Origin of the sequence: Pseudomonas sp. WS 5010 (genome assembly GCF_012985565.1) — a bacterium.
Taxonomy (GTDB): Bacteria; Pseudomonadota; Gammaproteobacteria; order Pseudomonadales; family Pseudomonadaceae; genus Aquipseudomonas.
The window spans coordinates 679774-697189 of record NZ_JAAQWQ010000004.1 but is presented as its reverse complement, the minus strand read 5'-3'; the positions used below and the strand labels follow the sequence as shown (position 1 = coordinate 697189).

At 62.0% G+C, this 17416-nt stretch carries 23 protein-coding genes; all 23 read left to right on the top strand.

All coding sequences use genetic code 11. From position 1 onward, the window contains the following. The 23 genes from HBO11_RS16415 (at position 1) to HBO11_RS16305 (ending at position 17331) form a co-directional block, all read left to right on the top strand. Positions 1-1038 carry a phage major capsid protein, P2 family gene (locus HBO11_RS16415; protein WP_170042238.1) on the top strand — a complete coding sequence of 346 codons (1038 nt, stop codon included), beginning with the start codon at positions 1-3 and terminating at the stop codon, positions 1036-1038. Beyond that, positions 1035-1757 carry a phage terminase small subunit gene (gene gpM / locus HBO11_RS16410; RefSeq protein ID WP_170042237.1) on the top strand — a complete coding sequence of 241 codons (723 nt, stop codon included), beginning with the start codon at positions 1035-1037 and terminating at the stop codon, positions 1755-1757. Before HBO11_RS16415 ends, gpM begins: the two co-directional genes overlap by 4 nt. Positions 1758-1856: 99 nt before the next feature. Beyond that, positions 1857-2327 carry a head completion/stabilization protein gene (locus HBO11_RS16405; protein WP_170058916.1) on the top strand — a complete coding sequence of 157 codons (471 nt, stop codon included), beginning with the start codon at positions 1857-1859 and terminating at the stop codon, positions 2325-2327. Beyond that, on the top strand, positions 2324-2770 hold the full coding sequence (locus HBO11_RS16400) for a phage tail protein (protein WP_170058915.1): 447 nt from the start codon (positions 2324-2326) through the stop codon (positions 2768-2770). The genes HBO11_RS16405 and HBO11_RS16400 overlap by 4 nt, the downstream gene beginning before the upstream one ends. Further along, entirely contained in the window at positions 2760-3440 is a 681-nt protein-coding gene (locus HBO11_RS16395) for a phage virion morphogenesis protein (protein ID WP_092231976.1), read from the top strand. Before HBO11_RS16400 ends, HBO11_RS16395 begins: the two co-directional genes overlap by 11 nt. Before the next feature lie 11 nt (positions 3441-3451). Beyond that, the gene (locus HBO11_RS16390; protein WP_170058914.1) at positions 3452-4567 is read left to right on the top strand and encodes a DUF2586 domain-containing protein; all 1116 of its coding nucleotides are present in this window, start codon (positions 3452-3454) and stop codon (positions 4565-4567) included. A gap of 6 nt (positions 4568-4573) precedes the next feature. After that, positions 4574-5023 carry a phage protein gene (locus tag HBO11_RS16385; protein ID WP_092231970.1) on the top strand — a complete coding sequence of 150 codons (450 nt, stop codon included), beginning with the start codon at positions 4574-4576 and terminating at the stop codon, positions 5021-5023. Then, positions 5023-5235, top strand: coding sequence for a TraR/DksA C4-type zinc finger protein (locus tag HBO11_RS16380; protein ID WP_092231967.1), 213 nt, complete (start codon positions 5023-5025; stop codon positions 5233-5235). The genes HBO11_RS16385 and HBO11_RS16380 overlap by 1 nt, the downstream gene beginning before the upstream one ends. Continuing rightward, positions 5232-5561 carry a hypothetical protein gene (locus HBO11_RS16375; RefSeq protein WP_262376968.1) on the top strand — a complete coding sequence of 110 codons (330 nt, stop codon included), beginning with the start codon at positions 5232-5234 and terminating at the stop codon, positions 5559-5561. The genes HBO11_RS16380 and HBO11_RS16375 overlap by 4 nt, the downstream gene beginning before the upstream one ends. After that, positions 5558-6091: a lysozyme gene (locus tag HBO11_RS16370; RefSeq protein WP_170058913.1), complete on the top strand. Its 534-nt coding sequence runs from the start codon at positions 5558-5560 to the stop codon at positions 6089-6091. Before HBO11_RS16375 ends, HBO11_RS16370 begins: the two co-directional genes overlap by 4 nt. After that, positions 6091-6546, top strand: coding sequence for a lysis system i-spanin subunit Rz (locus HBO11_RS16365; protein WP_170058912.1), 456 nt, complete (start codon positions 6091-6093; stop codon positions 6544-6546). Before HBO11_RS16370 ends, HBO11_RS16365 begins: the two co-directional genes overlap by 1 nt. Before the next feature lie 33 nt (positions 6547-6579). After that, positions 6580-6867 (top strand): putative phage tail assembly chaperone, encoded by a 288-nt coding sequence (locus tag HBO11_RS16360; RefSeq protein ID WP_170058911.1) that lies wholly within the window; start codon positions 6580-6582, stop codon positions 6865-6867. Positions 6868-6890: 23 nt separating this feature from the next. Continuing rightward, positions 6891-7031, top strand: a complete 141-nt coding sequence (locus HBO11_RS16355) for a hypothetical protein (RefSeq protein ID WP_162843522.1) — start codon at positions 6891-6893, stop codon at positions 7029-7031. A gap of 7 nt (positions 7032-7038) precedes the next feature. Beyond that, positions 7039-9270 (top strand): phage tail tape measure protein, encoded by a 2232-nt coding sequence (locus HBO11_RS16350; RefSeq protein WP_170058910.1) that lies wholly within the window; start codon positions 7039-7041, stop codon positions 9268-9270. After that, positions 9267-9584: a DUF2590 family protein gene (locus tag HBO11_RS16345; RefSeq protein WP_092231951.1), complete on the top strand. Its 318-nt coding sequence runs from the start codon at positions 9267-9269 to the stop codon at positions 9582-9584. Before HBO11_RS16350 ends, HBO11_RS16345 begins: the two co-directional genes overlap by 4 nt. Further along, positions 9581-10753 carry a baseplate J/gp47 family protein gene (locus tag HBO11_RS16340; protein WP_170058909.1) on the top strand — a complete coding sequence of 391 codons (1173 nt, stop codon included), beginning with the start codon at positions 9581-9583 and terminating at the stop codon, positions 10751-10753. The genes HBO11_RS16345 and HBO11_RS16340 overlap by 4 nt, the downstream gene beginning before the upstream one ends. Then, on the top strand, positions 10750-11274 hold the full coding sequence (locus HBO11_RS16335) for a phage tail protein (protein WP_038442366.1): 525 nt from the start codon (positions 10750-10752) through the stop codon (positions 11272-11274). The genes HBO11_RS16340 and HBO11_RS16335 overlap by 4 nt, the downstream gene beginning before the upstream one ends. An 8-nt stretch (positions 11275-11282) precedes the next feature. Continuing rightward, positions 11283-13631, top strand: a complete 2349-nt coding sequence (locus tag HBO11_RS28505) for a phage tail protein (protein ID WP_178121769.1) — start codon at positions 11283-11285, stop codon at positions 13629-13631. An 8-nt stretch (positions 13632-13639) separates the two neighbouring features. After that, complete coding sequence (locus HBO11_RS16325) at positions 13640-14218, top strand: hypothetical protein (protein ID WP_170058908.1); 579 nt, start codon at positions 13640-13642, stop codon at positions 14216-14218. Then, complete coding sequence (locus tag HBO11_RS16320; RefSeq protein ID WP_170058907.1) at positions 14215-15138, top strand: hypothetical protein; 924 nt, start codon at positions 14215-14217, stop codon at positions 15136-15138. The genes HBO11_RS16325 and HBO11_RS16320 overlap by 4 nt, the downstream gene beginning before the upstream one ends. After that, positions 15135-15686, top strand: a complete 552-nt coding sequence (locus HBO11_RS16315) for a DNA-binding protein (protein ID WP_170058906.1) — start codon at positions 15135-15137, stop codon at positions 15684-15686. Before HBO11_RS16320 ends, HBO11_RS16315 begins: the two co-directional genes overlap by 4 nt. Beyond that, a complete protein-coding gene (locus HBO11_RS16310) occupies positions 15683-16375 on the top strand; it encodes a hypothetical protein (protein ID WP_170058905.1) in 693 nt (230 codons plus the stop codon). Before HBO11_RS16315 ends, HBO11_RS16310 begins: the two co-directional genes overlap by 4 nt. Beyond that, positions 16360-17331, top strand: a complete 972-nt coding sequence (locus tag HBO11_RS16305; RefSeq protein ID WP_170058904.1) for a hypothetical protein — start codon at positions 16360-16362, stop codon at positions 17329-17331. The genes HBO11_RS16310 and HBO11_RS16305 overlap by 16 nt, the downstream gene beginning before the upstream one ends. The last annotated feature ends 85 nt before the right edge of the window (positions 17332-17416 follow it).

Here is a 17416-nt window from a genome sequence, read left to right as displayed (position 1 = left end):
ATGAGCAAAACCCTGTCCACCCACGCACTGAATCAATATGGCCTGCTGCGCTTGGCAATCGCTGAAGCGTACAGCGTCGATGACGCAAGCGAACAGTTCAGCGTAGAGCCGTCCGTAGCCCAGGAACTGAACGATAAGATCACGGAAAAATCGGACTTTCTGGGCCGAATCAACGTACTCGGCGTGTCAGAAATCAAGGGCGAGAAGGTCATGTTGGGCGTGTCCGGCCCGGTCACCAGTCGCACCAACACCAAGACAACCGACCGTGATGCCCGGGACGTTTCCGGCCTGGACAAACTCGGATACGAGCTGTTTTCGACAGAGTCCGACGTGGGCCTTCCGTACGCCAAAATCGACGCCTGGGCGAAATTCCCAGACTTTGCCGAACGCTACACCGCGGCTGTTCAACGTCAGATTGCCTTGGATCGAATCATGATTGGCTGGCACGGCACCCATGCGGCGCCGCAGACCGACCTAACCGCTTTCCCAATGCTGCAGGACGTGAACAAGGGGTGGCTACAGATCGCCCGTGAGCAGATCCCGGCCCAGGTGCTGAAAGCAGGCAAGACCGCCGGCAAGGTCACCCTCGGCGTAGAGGGCGACTACGCCAACCTTGACGAGCTGGTGCATGACGTCAAACAGATGATTGACCCGGTTCACCGCGACGCCGGCGACCTGATTGCGATCATCGGCAGCGATCTGATGGCCGCTGACAAGGGCAAGCTGTACGCCAAACAAGGCGACACACCCACCGAAAAAGAACGTATCGAAGGCGCCCAGGTAATCGCTACCTACGGTGGTCTGCCGAGCTTCATCGTACCGTTCTTTCCAGTGAACGCGGTTGTGGTCACCAGTTGGGACAACCTGTCGATTTACTTCCAGGACAGCAGCTGGCGCCGCCAGTTGATCCAGAACCCGAAACGCTCCAGAACCGAGGACTACAACAGCCGTAATGAGGGCTACGTGATCGAGCAGCTGGAGAAATTCGCCGCCGCTGAAAACGTAGAAGTCCTTCCAACCCCGGCGCCTAAACCATGAGCCTGGCACTTGAGCATAAGCGGCGAATCCTGGCGCTAGGCCCAGATGCCGCCAGTGGCGGTGTTGACCCGGCTTACTCGGCAGACACCGCCTTGACCAGTCCCGCGAACGCCCAAAAGCACTTAAAGCTGATGGAAACCGCACTGGCCCAGGATCTGGAGCGTCTGAGCGCTATCAAGAGCCTGGATACCCGTCAGCAGCTCAAGCGGGACGAGCTGCTGCCCAAGTACATGGACTATGTGGAGCGCTATCGCGACTCGGGCCTGAACTACCCGAACCCGGTGTTAACCCAGGTGGTGGTGTGGCTGTTCGATACCGTCCAGTTCGACCTGGGTTTGGAAGTGGCGCTGTTCGCCATGGGCCAAGACCAGCAGATGCCGGAACGCTTCCTGCGGCGCGACTTGCAGACCTTCGTCGCTGATGCGGTGATCGACTGGGCCGAAGCGGAACACAAGGCCAAGCGCAGTCCTGAGCCCTATGTCAGCAGCTTACTGCCCTTCGTGGATGGCGAGTGGGATCTGTTCGAAGGCATCACCGCCCGTTACCACAAAGTGCTTGGGATTCAGGCCCTGGACGCAAATGAGTGGACCAAAGCCATCGAACACTTTGAACGTGCGATCGAGCTGTATCCGGAAATTGGCGTAGGGACACGCCTGGGCGGTGCCCGCAAGGCACTGGAAAAGCAGCAAAAAGAACAGGCCGAACAGGCCACCGAGTAACCGACTACCCCCCCCGGCGAGAAACTGTGGATGTGAGCCAACCATTTATGGCCCTGACCCACTGAAACAGTTTCCTCGCCCCTATTCGAGCGCCCAGCGATGAGCTTTTCAGGCCGCACTACCACCTTTGTGGAACGCCAGATTGAGAACGACGGCTTTTGGCCGAACCTCTCCCTGGCTGAATTCCAGAAGGAATATCGCCTGCCGGCGGAGTACCTGGAAGAGCTGCTGGTCAACACCCTGAGCATCGCCATGGTCGAGGTGAACGACGACCTGGACCGCGTGAAAGCCACCCTGCAGGCTGAAGGCATATCGAGCCTGGAAAAAGCGGCCGGCGTGACTACTCCCGCCGAGTGGAGCTATGCCCACAAGGTCATGCTCTACAAGCGCGCCGTGTACTGCCGCGCCAAGGGCAATTCGTTGCCCCAATTCGCCACCGTCACCCGCCGCGAAAGCGCCGAAAACACCGGCAAGGAAGCCCCTGAACGCCGCGAAACCTTTCTGGAATTCAGCCAGCAGGCCGTTCGTGCCCTACAGGGCCGTGGCCGTATCACGGCGGCTCTGCTGTGATCCAGCTCAAGGCGTTGACTGCCTACCTGATGGAACGCCGACTGGTGGAGCCTGAGCAGTTCGACAGCTGGACCGAACAGGTCAGCCTGGAACTGATCTGGAAGCCCGACCGCGACGGCCTGCACATGTCCGATATGCGCTATCGCGCCGTGTTCGCCTTGGAGCGTTTCACCGACCACCCGGCCAGGCTGATGGCCCTGGTCGCCAGTTGGCTGGAAACCCACGACTCCGACCGGTACCGCCACGATCTGCCGGCGCCGCTGTTCGCTGTTGAACCCCTGGACGCGGACACCTTCGACGTGGAGCTGTCCCTGGAATTCATCGAACCGCAATACCTGGCCGAAGATCCCACCGGCGAAATTGAGGCGTTCGGTAAGACCTGGGCGTTTATCCCGTTCGATCTTTGGACCGCCGAACAGGGCGAGGTCGATCATGGCGCGTAGCACCCTGGAGCTGGACGCCCGGGGCTATCTGGGCGTACGCGAGCAACTGGCGCTGCTGAGTCTGTCGCCGCAGTTGCGCCGGCGTTTGCTCAACAACGTGACCAAGCGCGTGCGGACCATGAGCCGCAAGCGGGTGCGCGATCAGCAGAACCTGGACGGCTCGCCTTTCGAGGCCCGCAAGGGATCGAGCAAGGGCAAAAAGAAGATGGAAGCCGGCCTGGCCAAGCTGCTGCAGGTCACCCGTGTGAGTGCCGACGAGGCCGAACTGGGCTGGCGTAACGCGCTGACCCGGTGGGTCGCCGCGCAGCAACACAACGGCGTTTCAGAGCGGCGTACGGCCGCGCAGATGCGCCGCTGGAACAAGGTTCCACCAGGCACCGCCTGCACCGACAAGCAGGCCAAGCGCCTACGCCGCCTGGGCTTTCGTACCCGGCAGAAGGGCAAAAAGAGCCTGACCCGGCCGTCAGTGGCGTGGATTCAAGAGCATGTGAACTACGCCCAGGCCGGCCTGCTGATCCGCATTTTGAACGACGAACGAACCGAATCTACCGGCGCGCAGAGCTGGGATATCACCTTGCCCAAGCGCCAGTTCCTCGGCGCAAGCAGCGAACGTGACACCAGCGTGCTGGTGAACCAGGTGCTGCAGCAAATCCTAAATTCACCCCGCTAACGAGGCACAGCATGGCACTTGGCAAAGTCAGCGTTAACAATCTCAATCTGGGCCAAGGCGCCGTGACTGAGATCGAGCGCTATTTTCTGTTCATCGGGGCCGGCCCGAAAAACACCGGCAAATTGCTCGCCCTCAACACCGACAGCGATCTGGACAACGAGCTGGGCATTCCGGCAAGCGATCTGAAAACCCAGATCACTGCAGCACGCTTGAACGGCGGCGATCGTTGGGCGTGCCTGGCGGCGCCGATCGGCACTGAAGGCGATTGGAAAACGGCACTGGATATCGCGCAGCAACAGGGCTTTTCCGTTGAAGCCGTGGTGATCACCAAGCCTGTGACGAAGGGCGACGAACTGTCAGCCATGCACGATGCGGCCATTGGCGTGAGCAATATCTACGGGCGCCGCGTTTTCTTCATGGCAGCGACCGCCGGCATCGCGGCGCAACTCACCTGGGCGCAGTACCTGCTCGAGCAAAAGGCAATCACCGCCGGCCTGGCCGCCCCGCGTGTGCTGGTGGTTCCGCAGCTCCACGGTAATGACCAGGGCGTGCTAGCCGGTCGCCTGGCGAATGCCGCTGTCAGCATTGCCGACAGCCCCATGCGTGTGGCCACCGGCGCAGTGCTGGGCCTGGGGCCGGTGCCGATCGACAGCGAGGGTAAACCGCTGCCGTCTGCCATCCGTGCCGAGCTGGACAAAGCCCGCTTTTCCGTCTCGCAGACCTATCCCGACTACCCGGGCGTGTACTGGGGCGACGGCAACATGTTGGACTCCCCGGCCAGCGACTACCAGGTAATCGAATATCTGCGCCTGGCCGACAAGGCGGCGCGCCTGGTGCGTCCGCTGTTGATCCGTCGCGTGGCCGATCGGCGCCTGAACAACACGGCCAACAGCATGGCGGTGAACATCAACGCGCTGATGGCGCCCCTGCGCCGGATGGCCAAGTCGGTCAAATTCGCCGGCGAGGTGTTCCCGGGCGAGATCGAATCGCCAAAAGACGGCGACATCGTGCTGGTCTGGAAGAGCAAAACCGCCGTCGAGGCGTTTATCAAGCTCAAGCCCCATAACTGCCCGAAAGACCTCACGGCGAACATCGCCCTGGACCTTTCCACCGACGATTCGGAGTAACCCCCTATGTCACGTATTGGCGGCAAGAACTTTGACGTGAACCTGGGCGACCTCCTGGTCCACGTCGAAAGCTGCACCCTGGATATCACCGACAACAGCAAGGTCGCACAAACCCGGGGCGTACCTGACGGCTACGTCGATGGCGACGTGTCGGCCGCTGGCGAGTTTGAACTGGACTCGACCAACTTCGGCTTGCTGATCGACGCGGCACGCGCTGCCGGCAGCTTTCGCGAGCTGGAGGCGTTCGACTCGGTGTTTTTCGCCAAGGCCGGCGACGACGAGCTGCGCATTGAGGCGTTCGGCTGCAAGTTGAAGGTGTCGAGCCTGTTGAGCATCGACCCCAAGGGCGGCGAAAAGACCAAGCACAAGGTGCCGTTTGAGGTCACCAGCCCGGACTTTATCCGCATCAACGGCGTGCCGTACCTGAGTTCCACCGAGATCGAGGGCTTGGGCTGATGGGTGATTGGCTCGACGACTCCAAGAAGATCGAGGAACTGGAGCGCGAGCGGTGCATTCAGGCCCACCGCGCCCGTCTGCGCCCCTCGGGGCCGAGCCGTAGCCACTGCCTGGACTGTGACGACGAGATCCCGGCCAAGCGCCAGGAACAGGGCGGAATCATCCGCTGCACGCCATGCCAGACCACTTTCGAGAAGGGAAACCGCCGATGACCAACAGTCTGCGGCCAAGCCTCAACGAGGCACTTTCAGAGCCCGGCCGTCTGGCCGGCCTGGAGCAAAATATGGCAATCATGGAACACCGCCTGACCTACATGGAAAACCGGCATGAGTCCGTGCCCATCCGTGTCAGCAAGCTGGAACAGCAGTTTGAACACATGTCCGGCCAACTGTCGGAACTCAACGCTGGCCAGCAGAAGCTGACCAGCGTGGTATCCGGCATCGGCACCAAAATTACCTGGGCGCTGGCGGTGGCCAGCACGCTGTGGGCCATCCTGCAGATGTTCGGGCCAGTCCTGTTGCGGGTGCTGTTCCCATGAGCCTGCGCGGCAAGATCGCCGCCGGCGCCATGGTTCTGTCCAGCTCCACGCTGGTAGTGTTCCTGGGCACTTGGGAAGGCAACGGCCAGAACACCGTATATGCGGACAAGCTGGCCCGTGGCCTGCCAACGGTGTGCAAGGGCATCACCCGGCACACCAGCCCATACCCGGTGGTGGTCGGTGACTACTGGTCAGACGCCCGGTGCAATGAGGTGGAGCAGTTGGTGATCCGCAAAGGCCAACTGCAGCTGGCCGACTGCATCACCAACCAGGACGTGGGCCAGAACACTTTCGACTCCCTGAGCAGCCATGGCCACAACTTCGGCACGCCCAGCACCTGCGCCAGTCGCGCCGTGGGCCTGATCAATGCCGGGCGCATCAAAGACGGCTGTGAGGCCCTGGCCTGGGCGCCTGACGGCAAAACACCGGTCTGGGCATTCATCACCACCGCCCAGGGCAAAAAGGTGTTTGTCCCGGGCCTGCACGCGCGCCGATTGGCCGAGGTCGAGCTTTGCAAGGCGGGCTTGTGATGCTGCGCAAAGCCCTTTTTCCGTTGGCGCTGTGCCTGGTGGCCTGGTTCGGCTTTGGCCTGCTGGAAGGCCAGCGCGACGACGCCCGCCGCGAGCGTGACAGAGCCTTGTCCGAAGTGGTCGGGCTGCGCGAAGCCGCACGGATCAGCGGCGAGATGCTGGCCGACCGTGACGCCATCGACCTTCAACGAACCCAGGAACTGAACCATGAACGCGCTGAAAACGATGCTTTGCGCCTTGATGTTGGCGCTGGCCGTAAGCGGTTGCCAGTCAAGGCTACCTGTACCGCCCCAACCGCCAGCAAAGCCGGCGCCGGCGGCCTGGCTGATGCAGGAACCGCCGAACTCACTGCAGACGCTCGACAAGATTATTTCACCCTCAGAGATCAGCTCGCCCTTAGTCGGCAAATGATCCTGGGCCTGCAGGACCACGTGCGCCGGATCTGCCTGCGCTGAACCTTACTTTTACCCCTGAACGGAGCAACACCCATGAACGATAAACGCGAGATCACCCTGGAAGTAGGCGACAAGGAATTCACCTTTGAACTGACTCCCCAGGACGTGACCAAGTACTTCAACGCGGTGACCCAAAACAACAAGGTCTCGCCGGCGAACAACTTGCTGGTGACCACCGTCAAGCAGGAGCAGCGCGCCACACTCAAGGCCCAGTTGGGCAACCCGGTGCTGGTCATGCAACTGGCCGGTGCGCTCCTGGAAGAGTACGGCCCGGACGTTGAAATCACCGTAAAAAAGCCCTCGACCACGCCGAACGACTGACCGAAAACGGCCTGGGCCAACTGGTGGCCCTGGCCAGCCGCTGGCTACCTGGTGCCGAGCCCACCGCCGAGGTGATGGGCACGGCCAAATGGTTGGAAGACGAACACTGGCGCCGGATGGAAATCGCCATCGCTAACGGCATCGCCTACGCACTGAACGGATAACCCCTAGATGGCTGACCAAAGTGCCCGCCTGGCCTTCATTCTGAGCCTGACCGATAAGGTCACCGCGCCCCTGGGGAAGGTGAAAATGGGCTTTTCTGACCTGGCCGAACAGAGCGAAAAGAACATCAAGACAATGGGCTTTGGCCTGGCGGGTCTGCTGGGCGCGGGCGCGGCCATCAATCAGTCGTTGCAACCGGCCCTGGAGATGAATCGCGCCCTGGGCGAGGTTCGATCGCTCGGCGTGGCCGAAGATGCGTTGAAGGCGCTGAACCGCAAGTCGCTGGAGTTTTCGGTGGCCTACGGCGAGAACGCCCGTGACTTTGTGGCCTCGGCGTACAGCATCGACGGCGCAATGAAGGGGTTAACGGGCAGCCAACTGGCGATGGTGACCAATGCCAGCAACGTGCTGGCCAAGGCCACCAAATCCGACGCGGACACCATGGGGCAGTACGTCGGCACCATGTACAGCCTGTTCAAAGGCCAGGCCGATGCCATGGGCAAAAGCGAATGGGTTGAAACTCTGGCGGGCCAGACGGCGACGGCTGTAAAGCTGTTCCGTACCAGCGGCGCGCAGATTGGCGAGGCGTTCAAGGCCGCCGGCGGGCTGGCCAGCACCGCCGGCGTGAGCCTGGCGGAACAGATGGCAGTCCTGGGCACCCTGGGCAGCAGCATGGAAGGCGGCGAGGCGGGCGGCCTGTACAAGGCGTTTTTCGAGAACGTCAGCGGCGCCTCGGAAAAGCTCGGTATGTCCTTTGTGGACCAGCAGGGCAAGTTGCTGCCGATGATGGACATCCTGGACAAGCTCAAGGGCAAGTTCGGGGATCTGTCGATCGAGGCCAACGGTAAGAAGCTGCGCGATGCCTTCGGCGGCGAAGCGGCACGCCTGATCACCAGCCTGATGGGCGACACCGGCCGGCTGAAAAACGGCATGGAACAGCTGGGCAACGTGCGCGGCCTGGAGAATGCCGAGCGCATGGCCAAGGACATGGTAGACCCGTGGCAGCAGTTCGCCGCTGCCGTGCAGGCATTGCGCATAGCCTTCGGTCAATCGCTGATGCCGATCCTGGAGCCGCTTATGGCCAGGCTGACGGGCGTGGCCACCACCCTGACACGCTGGTCGCAACTGTTCCCCAACATCACCCGGGTGATCAGCATCGCCGTGCTGGTGGTGTTCGGCATCATCGCCGCGCTGTCGTTACTCACGCTGACCGTCGGTATGTCGAAGATGGTCTGGCTGGGCCTGGTCACGGTCTGGAAAGTCCTCACCATGGTGGGCCTGCGCAGCATCGCCATGTTCCTTTACCACACCGTGATGGCGGTCGCGTTTGTCGCCGGCCTGGTGCTGATGGTGGCGTGGATGGGCCTGGTCAAGGGCGCCATGCTGCTATGGCAAGGGGCGATCTGGCTGGTCAACACCGCGTTGCTGGCTAACCCAGTGACGTGGGTCGTGATCGGCATCGTTGCCCTGGTCGCGGCCGTGGCGGCGGCGATCATCTACTGGGACCAGTGGACCAGCGCGCTACTCAACAGCGAGGCGTTCCAGTGGGTCAGCGGGCAACTGACCGCGCTATCAGACTGGTTTGGCTCTATGGGCGGCTGGGCGGGCATGGCCAGCGCGGCGTGGGACGGCATCGTCAACATCTTTAAACAGGCCATCAATGGCTTGATCGAGATGCTGAACAAGATCCCGGGCGTGCAGATCGACGCCGCGTTCGGGGATATGCCGGCACCGCCGCAAATGCCGGGTATCAGTGCGCCTCAGGTCGAGGCGCCGTTGCTGCCGCAGCTGGTGGGCGCCGCCCAGCAGCCAATCCAGGCGCCGCCCCTGGTGATGGCGGCCACGTCGAAGGTGCCGGCACAACCTGCGCCGATGCTCAACGCCCTACAGCCCCAGGCACAAGCACCGGCCTTGGTCCTGGCCCCGGTACCGAAAGGCCCGGCGCCGATCGCGCAGCCACTCGCCGCCCTGGAGCCGCCGCGTCAACCGCCGGCCCTGGTACTGGCGCCGCCACCTATGCAGCAGGCCGAGCAAAGTCAGCAGCGTATCAACGGCTCTGTGGCCAGCCTGTCACCGAAGCGGCCAGACGCTGTGCCCCGGGGCGGTCTGCTGGCAAGCATCCAGAACAACAACCAAACCCAGAACAAGGGCACCCATGTGGAGAACGTGAACATTCACACCGGCAAGCAAATGAACCCGCTGGAGCTGGAAGGCATGTTGGCCATGGCGGTGGGGGGATGAGCGAATACATCGATCTGCTGATCATCGACAACGACCTGGCGCTGGACCCGTCCCGTCAGCCGCTGCTGATTGATGACCGGGCCAGCATCGCCCAAGACATTGCGCACATGATCCGCGAAAGCGGCCTGCTGGTAACGCTGGTGGCCGAGCGCAGCAAGCTGCGTCAGCGCGACTGCATCCAGCAACTGGAGCTGCTGGTGGAGGCCGACCAACGCCTGGTGCCCGGTACTGCCCTGATTAACCAGGTGCAAACCGGGAAGTACCTGGTCACGGCTAAAACCCTGAAATTTGGCGATATCGAGGTGACCCTGTGAGCGACGTTGATTTTAAACAGGCGCTGGCAGAGTCCGGCATTCCGGTAACTGAGGAAGGCTTGCGCAAAGCCTGGGAAAAGGAAGTTGCCGCCCAGGGCAGCAAGATGAGCAACACCAGCGCCTATTCGCCGTTCTGGCGGGTGATCACGGCCCTGGTGACTAAGCCGGTCATGTGGCTGATTACCTTTGTCAGCGACACCGTGCTGCCTAACTTCTTTGTCAAAACCGCCGTCCGTAAGTGGCTGGACATGTTGGCCTGGGCGGTCAACGTCGAGCGCAAAGGTGCGACCAAGGCCAAAGGCGTGCTGCTGTTTATCCGCGACGTTGCCGGCGGCGCCCTGGAGCTGCCCGCCGGCATCCTGGTGCAGTCGGCCGCGATCAATGGCCATATCTACCAGTTGGTGACCACCCAGGCGGCGACCTTTGCTGATGGGCTGATGCAGCTGGAAGTGCCGGTGGAGGCCCAGGACGTGGGCAGCGGCTACAACCTGGCCCCGGGTTACTACGCCATCCTGCCGGTGCCGATCGCCGGCATCGCCCAGGTGGTCAACGCTGACGGCTGGTTGATTGCACCAGGTGCAGATCCTGAGCCCGACGAGCAGCTGCGTTTGCGCGTGCGCAACCAGTTCTCGGCGGTCAACCAGTGGCACACCGACGCGGTGTACCGGGCGATGATCGCCGGTTTTCCGGGCGTGCGGCCCGATGGCGTGTACTTTCTACACGGCGCCCCACGGGGGCCAGGTAGTGCCAATGCCTATGTGCTGTTCGACGCGGACGTGCCGGCGGCGACATACCTGGAGCAAATCAACGCCCATATCCGCGACCAGGGCAACCATGGCCACGGCGACGATCTGCTGGTGATGGTGATGCCGGAGACCCAGCACGCGCTGAAGTTGACCCTGTGGCCACGGGGCCTACTGACCGTCGAGCAGCGCACCAAGCTGCAGGCCGAAGTCGATCTATTCATCCGTGCAGCCTTTCGCGAGAGCGGCACCGGCGACTACCAGCCGACGCTGACCTATCCGCAGTCGCGGTTCTCCTTTAGCCGCCTGGGCGAAGAACTCCACCAGCAGTTCGCCGGCATCGAGTCGTTGCGCTTCGATAACGCCGACATCGTGTCAGAGCTGACGATTCCCCGGATCAGCAGCCTGCAGGTGGTGTTCGCATGATCAAGCTCAATTTGCCGTTCTGGTTGGATGGCCCGCAACTGACCAAGCTCAAGGCCGCCAGCCAAAAGTGGTGGGAGACGGTCGAGGGCTGGTTGCAATGGCCGCTGCTGCAGATGGATGCCGACACCTGCCATTTGACCGTGCTCGATCTGCTGGCCTGGCAGCGGGATATCAGCCGCTTCAAGGACGAACCCGAAAGCCTGTACCGCCTGCGGGTCAAATTCGCCTTTATCAACGCAGTTGATGCCGGCAGTACGGCCGGGCTTAAACGCATCCTGCAGCGCCTCGGCGTGGGTTATGTCGAGATCGACGAGCGTATGCCCGATCGGGATTGGGACGTGGTGCTGCTGCGCCTGTCCGACTCGCAGCTGTCGCAGAACCCCGAGCTGTTGCGGGTGCTGATCCAGCAGTACGGCCGCACCTGCCGGCGTTATGACTTCGTGACCATCACCCCCGTGTCACTGCGCATTGTCGCGGTGGACTTCAACGACGACCAGCAAACGCTGGTCGCCAGCCTGTAGGAGCCCCCATGGGAGCCAGCATTACCCTTGCAGGTGAAAGCCTGATCGCGCAAAAACAAGGCGCACAACAGCCCCTGATCGTTTCCCGGTTTGTCCTGGCCAACGTGCCCGGGCTGGACCCCAACGGCCAGGTAGATCGAGCAGCACCGAAGCCGGCCGCGCACCTGGTTGCGAGCTATGACGTCACGCAAAAAGGCTTTGTGAACCCCAACCAGATTGTTTACAGCCTGATGCTGGGCAGCGATATCGGGGATTTTGATTGGAACTGGATCGGCCTAGAGACCGCCGAAGGCGTGTTGCTGGCTGTGGCCTATGTGCCGCTGCAGCAGAAGCGCAAGAACATCCCGCCGCTGCAGCTGGGCAACAACGTTACCCGCAACTTTCTGGTGGTGTTCGACGGCGCCCAAGCCCTGACCGGAATCACTATCGACGCCAAGACCTGGCAGCACGACTTCACCGTACGCCTGCATGGTATCGATGAGCGCGAGCGCCTGAGCAACCGCGACACCTTCGGCCGAGCCTGCTTTTTCAGCGACGGGCTGAAGCTGGCCAAGGTCGGCAACAGTTACCAGGTGCAACCCGGGACGGCCTATGTCGAGGGGGTGCGGGTGTTGGCGGCGGCTGCCGTCGCCGTGGCGCCGCCGGGCTTTCCTGCCAAAGCCTGGCTGGATGTGAGCCTGGAGCGCCAGTTAAGCGATGTGGTGGCCCGCTGGGAAGTGCGTTTCGGCGCCGCTCTGGCCGACTTCACCGACAGCGCCGGCGTGCGCCATTTCTGCGTGCCGCTGGCGGATCTACCCGACTCCAACACCGTGGCCGATCTGCGCCAGGCTGAGCCGATCAGTGATTCCCTGGTGAAGCACTTTGCGGGGAAAAAGTGGGTTCAAGGCGAGCTGGACAAGAAGGCGAACAAAGGCACGAAACTCGCTGATTACGCGATCGATGACGCCATTCCCAATCGCAATCCACTGGGTGACAGCCTGGATATTCACGGCGGCTCCTATGGCTTTTTGACCGCGCTCAATGAAACGCACCTGTGCCAGAACTGCTACTGGAACGGCGCCGACTGGGTACGTCATGACGAAAAACGGGCAGCGGTGTCATTGATTGCCGGCTCTGGCACAGTTCGGGTGCAGCGGGTTGGCCCAGGCAAAAACCCGATCGTCTGGGCGTCAGTGTTCGACGTGCGCGACAGTGGCAACACCTACACCTCCGACAAGATCGATCAGTTGATTAAGGCCATTGACGAGGCGATCGCCAAGAAGGCGAACAAAGGTACAAAACTCGCTGATTACGGGATCAATGATGCCATTCCGAACGTGAACCCGCTGCCCGGCAACAGTCTGGATATTCACGGCGGAACCTATGCTTTTCTCACCTCGGCGGTTGAGACCAACCTGGCCCAAAATTGTTACTGGGACGGCCACTACTGGGTGCGCCATGACGAATCAAAACCGTGCGTTACGGTGTTTGCCAACGCCGGTAACGTGTATGTGCGTAAAGCCGAAGCAGGCCTGAACCCGATCAACTGGAGCTACAGCGAGAAGCTACGGGACAGTGGCGACACCTACGATAAAACGAGCATCAATAGCTTTTTGGATCAACTGCGCCAGTCGTTGAACCAGCATCACCAGTGGTTGATCCAGATCGATGCTGAATTGAAGAAGAAAGCCGACAGGGGCACCAAGCTGGCCCACTACGGGATCGATGACGCCATCCCGAATTTGAACCCACTGCCTGGGAACAGTCTGGATATTCACGCTGGTTCCTTCGGGTTTTTAACAGCCCTGGAAGAAACCCACCTGGCACAAAACTGCTACTGGAACGGCGTCCACTGGATGCGCCACGACGAATCCCGGTCAGCGGTTGTACTGATTGCAGGCGGCGGCGCTGTGCGTATTCAGCGAGTTGCACCTGGACCTAATCCGATTGTGTTTACGGGATCGTCCGAGGTGATCGACAGCAGCAAAAAGGCCCTTCCTGGTGTGGCCGGCATCGCGCCGATCGCCAACCTGGAACAACTGGACGCCGGGGCCGATGAAGCCAGCATCGTGACGCCGCGCACCCTGCGTTGGGGCTTTTCGATCAGCCTGGCAGACAACGGCTACATCGCGTTCCCCCGTTGGATGGGGGGATTGATCATCCAGTGGGGCAATGCCTACATCGCAACCAACGGCAGCCAGTTCCTATTCCCGATCGGCTTCCCCAATAGATGCTTTGTTCTCGACGTGGGCAGCGGTGAAGACACTACGGGACAGGCCGAGGTGATGAATATTGTTCCCGGCTCCCGCACCCGTACCGGCTTTACCGCCAACGCCACGGCGACATCCACCTACGGCTACATCGCGATCGGCCATTAAGGACTCCCATGAGCAAATACTTTTACAGCCCGTCACTGCACACCTTTCTGGTGGATGGCATTCACCCAAAACGCCCGGGCGACAGCGTTCCGATCAGCTACCAGCACTATTCCTACTTGCTGGCCAAGCAGTCCGAAGGCTTGCAGATCGTGTTCGACAGCGAAACCAAACAGCCTGTGGCGCGCCTGGCGCCCGGGACCAGCAAGCCCGAGCAACTGCAGAGCCTGTACCGGCAGAAGAGCAGCGAGATCAATACCGCGTGTGAAACCGCGATCACCGGCGGCTTCTGGTCGCCAGCGTTAGGCGCGCCTCACCAGTACCCCAGCAAACTGGATGATCAACTGAACCTGACCAGCGTGATTCTGCAGGGCTTTGACAGCCCCTACGGCTGCCGCGATGAGGCGGGCGTTAAAGAGCTGCGTCAGCACACGGCCAAGCAGCTGCGCCAGGTCAGCGAAGACTTCACCACCTTCAAAATGGAGCTGCTGCAGCGGGCCAATGTGCTTAAACAGCGGTTGGACCAGGCCCTGGCCGATGGCGACTTGAACGCCATGGAGGTGGTCACCTGGGAGAGTCTGCAGCCATGACCTGGGCACCCGTGACCATGCGCTGGCCAGAACAGGCCACGCAATGGATGGGCCAGCTGTCAGCGGCCAAGGATCTGGCCAGCACCGAGCAGGCCAGCACGGCCAAGCGCCTGGCAGACCTGGGCGGCAAGACCAGCACCAATCCGGGGCCGGTCGGTGATGCCGCCCAGAGCGCGATCACTGCAGGCCGTGACGCGCTCGCCACGCAGATGGGCGAAGCACCGGCGTGCCTGGTGGTGACGCCGTTCCAAAGCGGTGTCGGCCAGGGCCGCGGATATCAGCGTTTCCTGTCAGCGCCGAACTTGCTGCAGCAGCTCGCCGGCAAACTGGTGGACGTGAGCGACACCGGCCGGCCCGATGGCCCCCAGTTCGCCCTGTGTCTGATGTTCCTGGCCACGCGCTTTGATCAGTTGGCCGAGAGCCTGGCGCGCTTCAATGCGTTGTTGCCGATGCCTGACCTGGTGCGAGCCGAACGCCGAGCGCGGCACTTGTCGAAGCTGGAAACGGAAAAGTGGGAGATCCCCACCGCCGGCGCGTTGCCCCGTTGGCAGACACTACCCCTGGAGCGCTGCACGGTGGTGAAGGCCGCCCAGCAATCCATGGCCGGCCAGCTTTCTGTCCTGGAGAGCTACGCCGCCGACAGCTCGCCCATGGCGGATCTGTCGGCCCTGGCCACGCGCAAGGCCGCCCAGCAGCAAAGCCGCGATAAACAGCTGGATGACCTGAAAGCGCTGCTGGCCAACGGCAATCCCGACAGCAGCATGCGCGCGCGCCTGATCGGGCCCGGCAATGCCACCGAGCTGCGCCAGGCGCTGTTGCAAGGCGAGGCCCCGGGGCATGAGTGGGTGTTGTGTGCCGGCGCGCTGCTGGTGGGATCTGAGCAGGGTCTGAGCTTCGTTCGCGAGCTGGTGGGCCTATGACGCTATTACTCGACGGGCAAGAGGTACGCGGGAAGAACCTCAAGGTCACCGGCAATCTGCGCATTGAGAGCGACGACCTGTCAGGCCAAACCAGCAACACCGACAAGGGCCACAAGGGCTTCAAGCCCAAGACCCTGACGGTCACGCTGATGATTCCATTTGTTGACCAGGTGCAACTGCGCGACCTGATGCGCCTGGTGGAAGCGACCGCCGGCGGTGGCCAGCTCAAGACGTACCGCATCGTCAACGACACGGCGGCCGCGTTCGGCATGCGCCAGGTGACGTTCACCGAAGGCGTGAGCGCCCGGGAAGACGACAACCTGCGCGGTTGGCTGATCCAGTTCACCCTGACCGAAAAGCTGTCCAACCCCGAGAAAGTCGAAGGTAGGCGCCCAGGTAACAAGGTGACAGCCCAATCAGGCCCCGGCGGGGCGGTGGGCAGCACCGGCGACGGTGGTGGCTCCAGCGAAGGCCCCGAGGAACTGACAGGCTTTGAAGCCACGCTGAAAAAGGTGGATGGCTGGCTGGGCGGGAGTAACACCCCATGAAGCTTCACAAAGTGTTGGCCATCGGTGGTGCGCCCTATGTCCTGGTCAAAAACGAAGTGCGGCTGGATGCCAAGAGCCCCGGCCGGGCGACCTTCACCATCCAGGCCACCGCCCCGGTCAAAGGCCTGGTGACGCTCGATATCGGCTACAACGACAGCACGCTGCAGCGCCACTTCATTGGCTACGTCGAACGCTCCACCACGGCCAGCAGCACCCAGCAGGTGCTGTTCTGCCGCGAGCTGGCCGCGATCCTGGCCAACCCGCTGCCGCTGAACCTGCGCCACGTCGATCTGCGCGCCGTCCTGGTCGAAATCAGCCAGCACACCGGCCTGCGTTTTCGCGTGCCGGACAAGCCCTACGCCGGGGTCAAGGCGCCGTTCTTCTACAGCCTGGCCGCCGGTTACCAAGCGATGGACAGCCTGGCCCGGGTGTTCAACATCCCCGACTTTATCTGGCAGCAGCAGGGTGATGGGGAGGTGTTCGTGGGCAGTTGGGCTGACAGCTTCTTTGGCGTTCGCCCGCCGCTGCAGTTGCCGGCGGAACTGTTCGACGACTACCAGGGCAACCAGAGCGCGATGATTGCAGCCATTCCCGGGTTGCGACCAGGTGCAACGATCAACCACGGCGAGCGCATCACCAGTGTGGCCCTCGTCGATAACCAGATGGCCATCCGATGGACGACGCAATAAAGCGAAGCGTAGAACGACAGTTCCCCGAACTCACCGGCGGTTACCACCTGCCACGCTTTGCCCGGGTTGTCGGCGTGGCCGATGCCCCGGCCGGCGCCGGGATCTGTGACGACTTCCGGCCGCGTTATGCGGTGGATATCGAGGTGCTGGGGCCGGATGGCGAGCCAGACAGCAAGCTGCCGATCCTGGCGGGTGTGCCGTTGCCGCTGCCCACGGGTGGCGAGGAAATGGGCATCTATGCCTTTCCCGAGGAAGGCACCCGGGTGGTGGTGTGCTTTGCCTACGGCCTGCCGCACAAACCCTATATCCAGACGATCCTGCCCCATGGCCTGAGCATGCCCAGCGTTCCGAAGGGGGACCAGGTGTGGCAGCACAGCGAGGCGTGCCAGCAGCGTGTAGACGCCGACGGCAACTGGTTACGCCAGACTGACGGCAAGATCCAGGACAAGGCGATCGAGCGGGAAGTGGAGGCCATGGGCAACACGGAGCGCTACCAGAACCACACCAGGACGGTGGACGACCATTCCAAGGAGTCGGTAGGGGGTATAAAGACGATCGAGGCTCTGGGCGCGCTCAAGCTGTTGTCGGGCGGATCTGCGAGCCTAGCGGCAATGGATGATCTGCACCAAGCGACCGGGCGCGACTTGAACCTGGTGGTAGGGCAGAAGCACAACGCCACGGTGGGTGGCGACATGGAGGAAAGGATTGAAGGCGTTCGGCAGAGCCTGGCAGCTATCAGCCAACAACTGATAGCACCGAAGAACCATGTCGGCTCTAAGAGCGTGAACATCTTCCAGGTGGTGTGTGACTTGCTCGACCTGGTGCAACAGATGAACACACAGTTGGCCGGTCACACCCATGGGCCTACACCGGTACCAGGAAACGCTGGGGCGTTCATAGGTAACGCGGCTAAGGCCACCGCACTGGCCGGACAATTAAAACCCATCACGTTATAAGCCCGGTTATGCGTAGTTCAGCCAGCGACCCGCCCCTGTAAACACAGGTGGATACTGGCGAAACCCCATCATTCATGGAATCATG

Coding starts and splice junctions, on each gene's coding strand:
- HBO11_RS16415 (WP_170042238.1), top strand. CDS start 1: ATGAGCAAAACCCTGTCCACCCACGCACTGAATCAATATGGCCTGCTG.
- gpM (WP_170042237.1), top strand. CDS start 1,035: ATGAGCCTGGCACTTGAGCATAAGCGGCGAATCCTGGCGCTAGGCCCA.
- HBO11_RS16405 (WP_170058916.1), top strand. CDS start 1,857: ATGAGCTTTTCAGGCCGCACTACCACCTTTGTGGAACGCCAGATTGAG.
- HBO11_RS16395 (WP_092231976.1), top strand. CDS start 2,760: ATGGCGCGTAGCACCCTGGAGCTGGACGCCCGGGGCTATCTGGGCGTA.
- HBO11_RS16390 (WP_170058914.1), top strand. CDS start 3,452: ATGGCACTTGGCAAAGTCAGCGTTAACAATCTCAATCTGGGCCAAGGC.
- HBO11_RS16385 (WP_092231970.1), top strand. CDS start 4,574: ATGTCACGTATTGGCGGCAAGAACTTTGACGTGAACCTGGGCGACCTC.
- HBO11_RS16380 (WP_092231967.1), top strand. CDS start 5,023: ATGGGTGATTGGCTCGACGACTCCAAGAAGATCGAGGAACTGGAGCGC.
- HBO11_RS16375 (WP_262376968.1), top strand. CDS start 5,232: ATGACCAACAGTCTGCGGCCAAGCCTCAACGAGGCACTTTCAGAGCCC.
- HBO11_RS16370 (WP_170058913.1), top strand. CDS start 5,558: ATGAGCCTGCGCGGCAAGATCGCCGCCGGCGCCATGGTTCTGTCCAGC.
- HBO11_RS16365 (WP_170058912.1), top strand. CDS start 6,091: ATGCTGCGCAAAGCCCTTTTTCCGTTGGCGCTGTGCCTGGTGGCCTGG.
- HBO11_RS16360 (WP_170058911.1), top strand. CDS start 6,580: ATGAACGATAAACGCGAGATCACCCTGGAAGTAGGCGACAAGGAATTC.
- HBO11_RS16350 (WP_170058910.1), top strand. CDS start 7,039: ATGGCTGACCAAAGTGCCCGCCTGGCCTTCATTCTGAGCCTGACCGAT.
- HBO11_RS16345 (WP_092231951.1), top strand. CDS start 9,267: ATGAGCGAATACATCGATCTGCTGATCATCGACAACGACCTGGCGCTG.
- HBO11_RS16335 (WP_038442366.1), top strand. CDS start 10,750: ATGATCAAGCTCAATTTGCCGTTCTGGTTGGATGGCCCGCAACTGACC.
- HBO11_RS28505 (WP_178121769.1), top strand. CDS start 11,283: ATGGGAGCCAGCATTACCCTTGCAGGTGAAAGCCTGATCGCGCAAAAA.
- HBO11_RS16325 (WP_170058908.1), top strand. CDS start 13,640: ATGAGCAAATACTTTTACAGCCCGTCACTGCACACCTTTCTGGTGGAT.
- HBO11_RS16320 (WP_170058907.1), top strand. CDS start 14,215: ATGACCTGGGCACCCGTGACCATGCGCTGGCCAGAACAGGCCACGCAA.
- HBO11_RS16315 (WP_170058906.1), top strand. CDS start 15,135: ATGACGCTATTACTCGACGGGCAAGAGGTACGCGGGAAGAACCTCAAG.
- HBO11_RS16310 (WP_170058905.1), top strand. CDS start 15,683: ATGAAGCTTCACAAAGTGTTGGCCATCGGTGGTGCGCCCTATGTCCTG.
- HBO11_RS16305 (WP_170058904.1), top strand. CDS start 16,360: ATGGACGACGCAATAAAGCGAAGCGTAGAACGACAGTTCCCCGAACTC.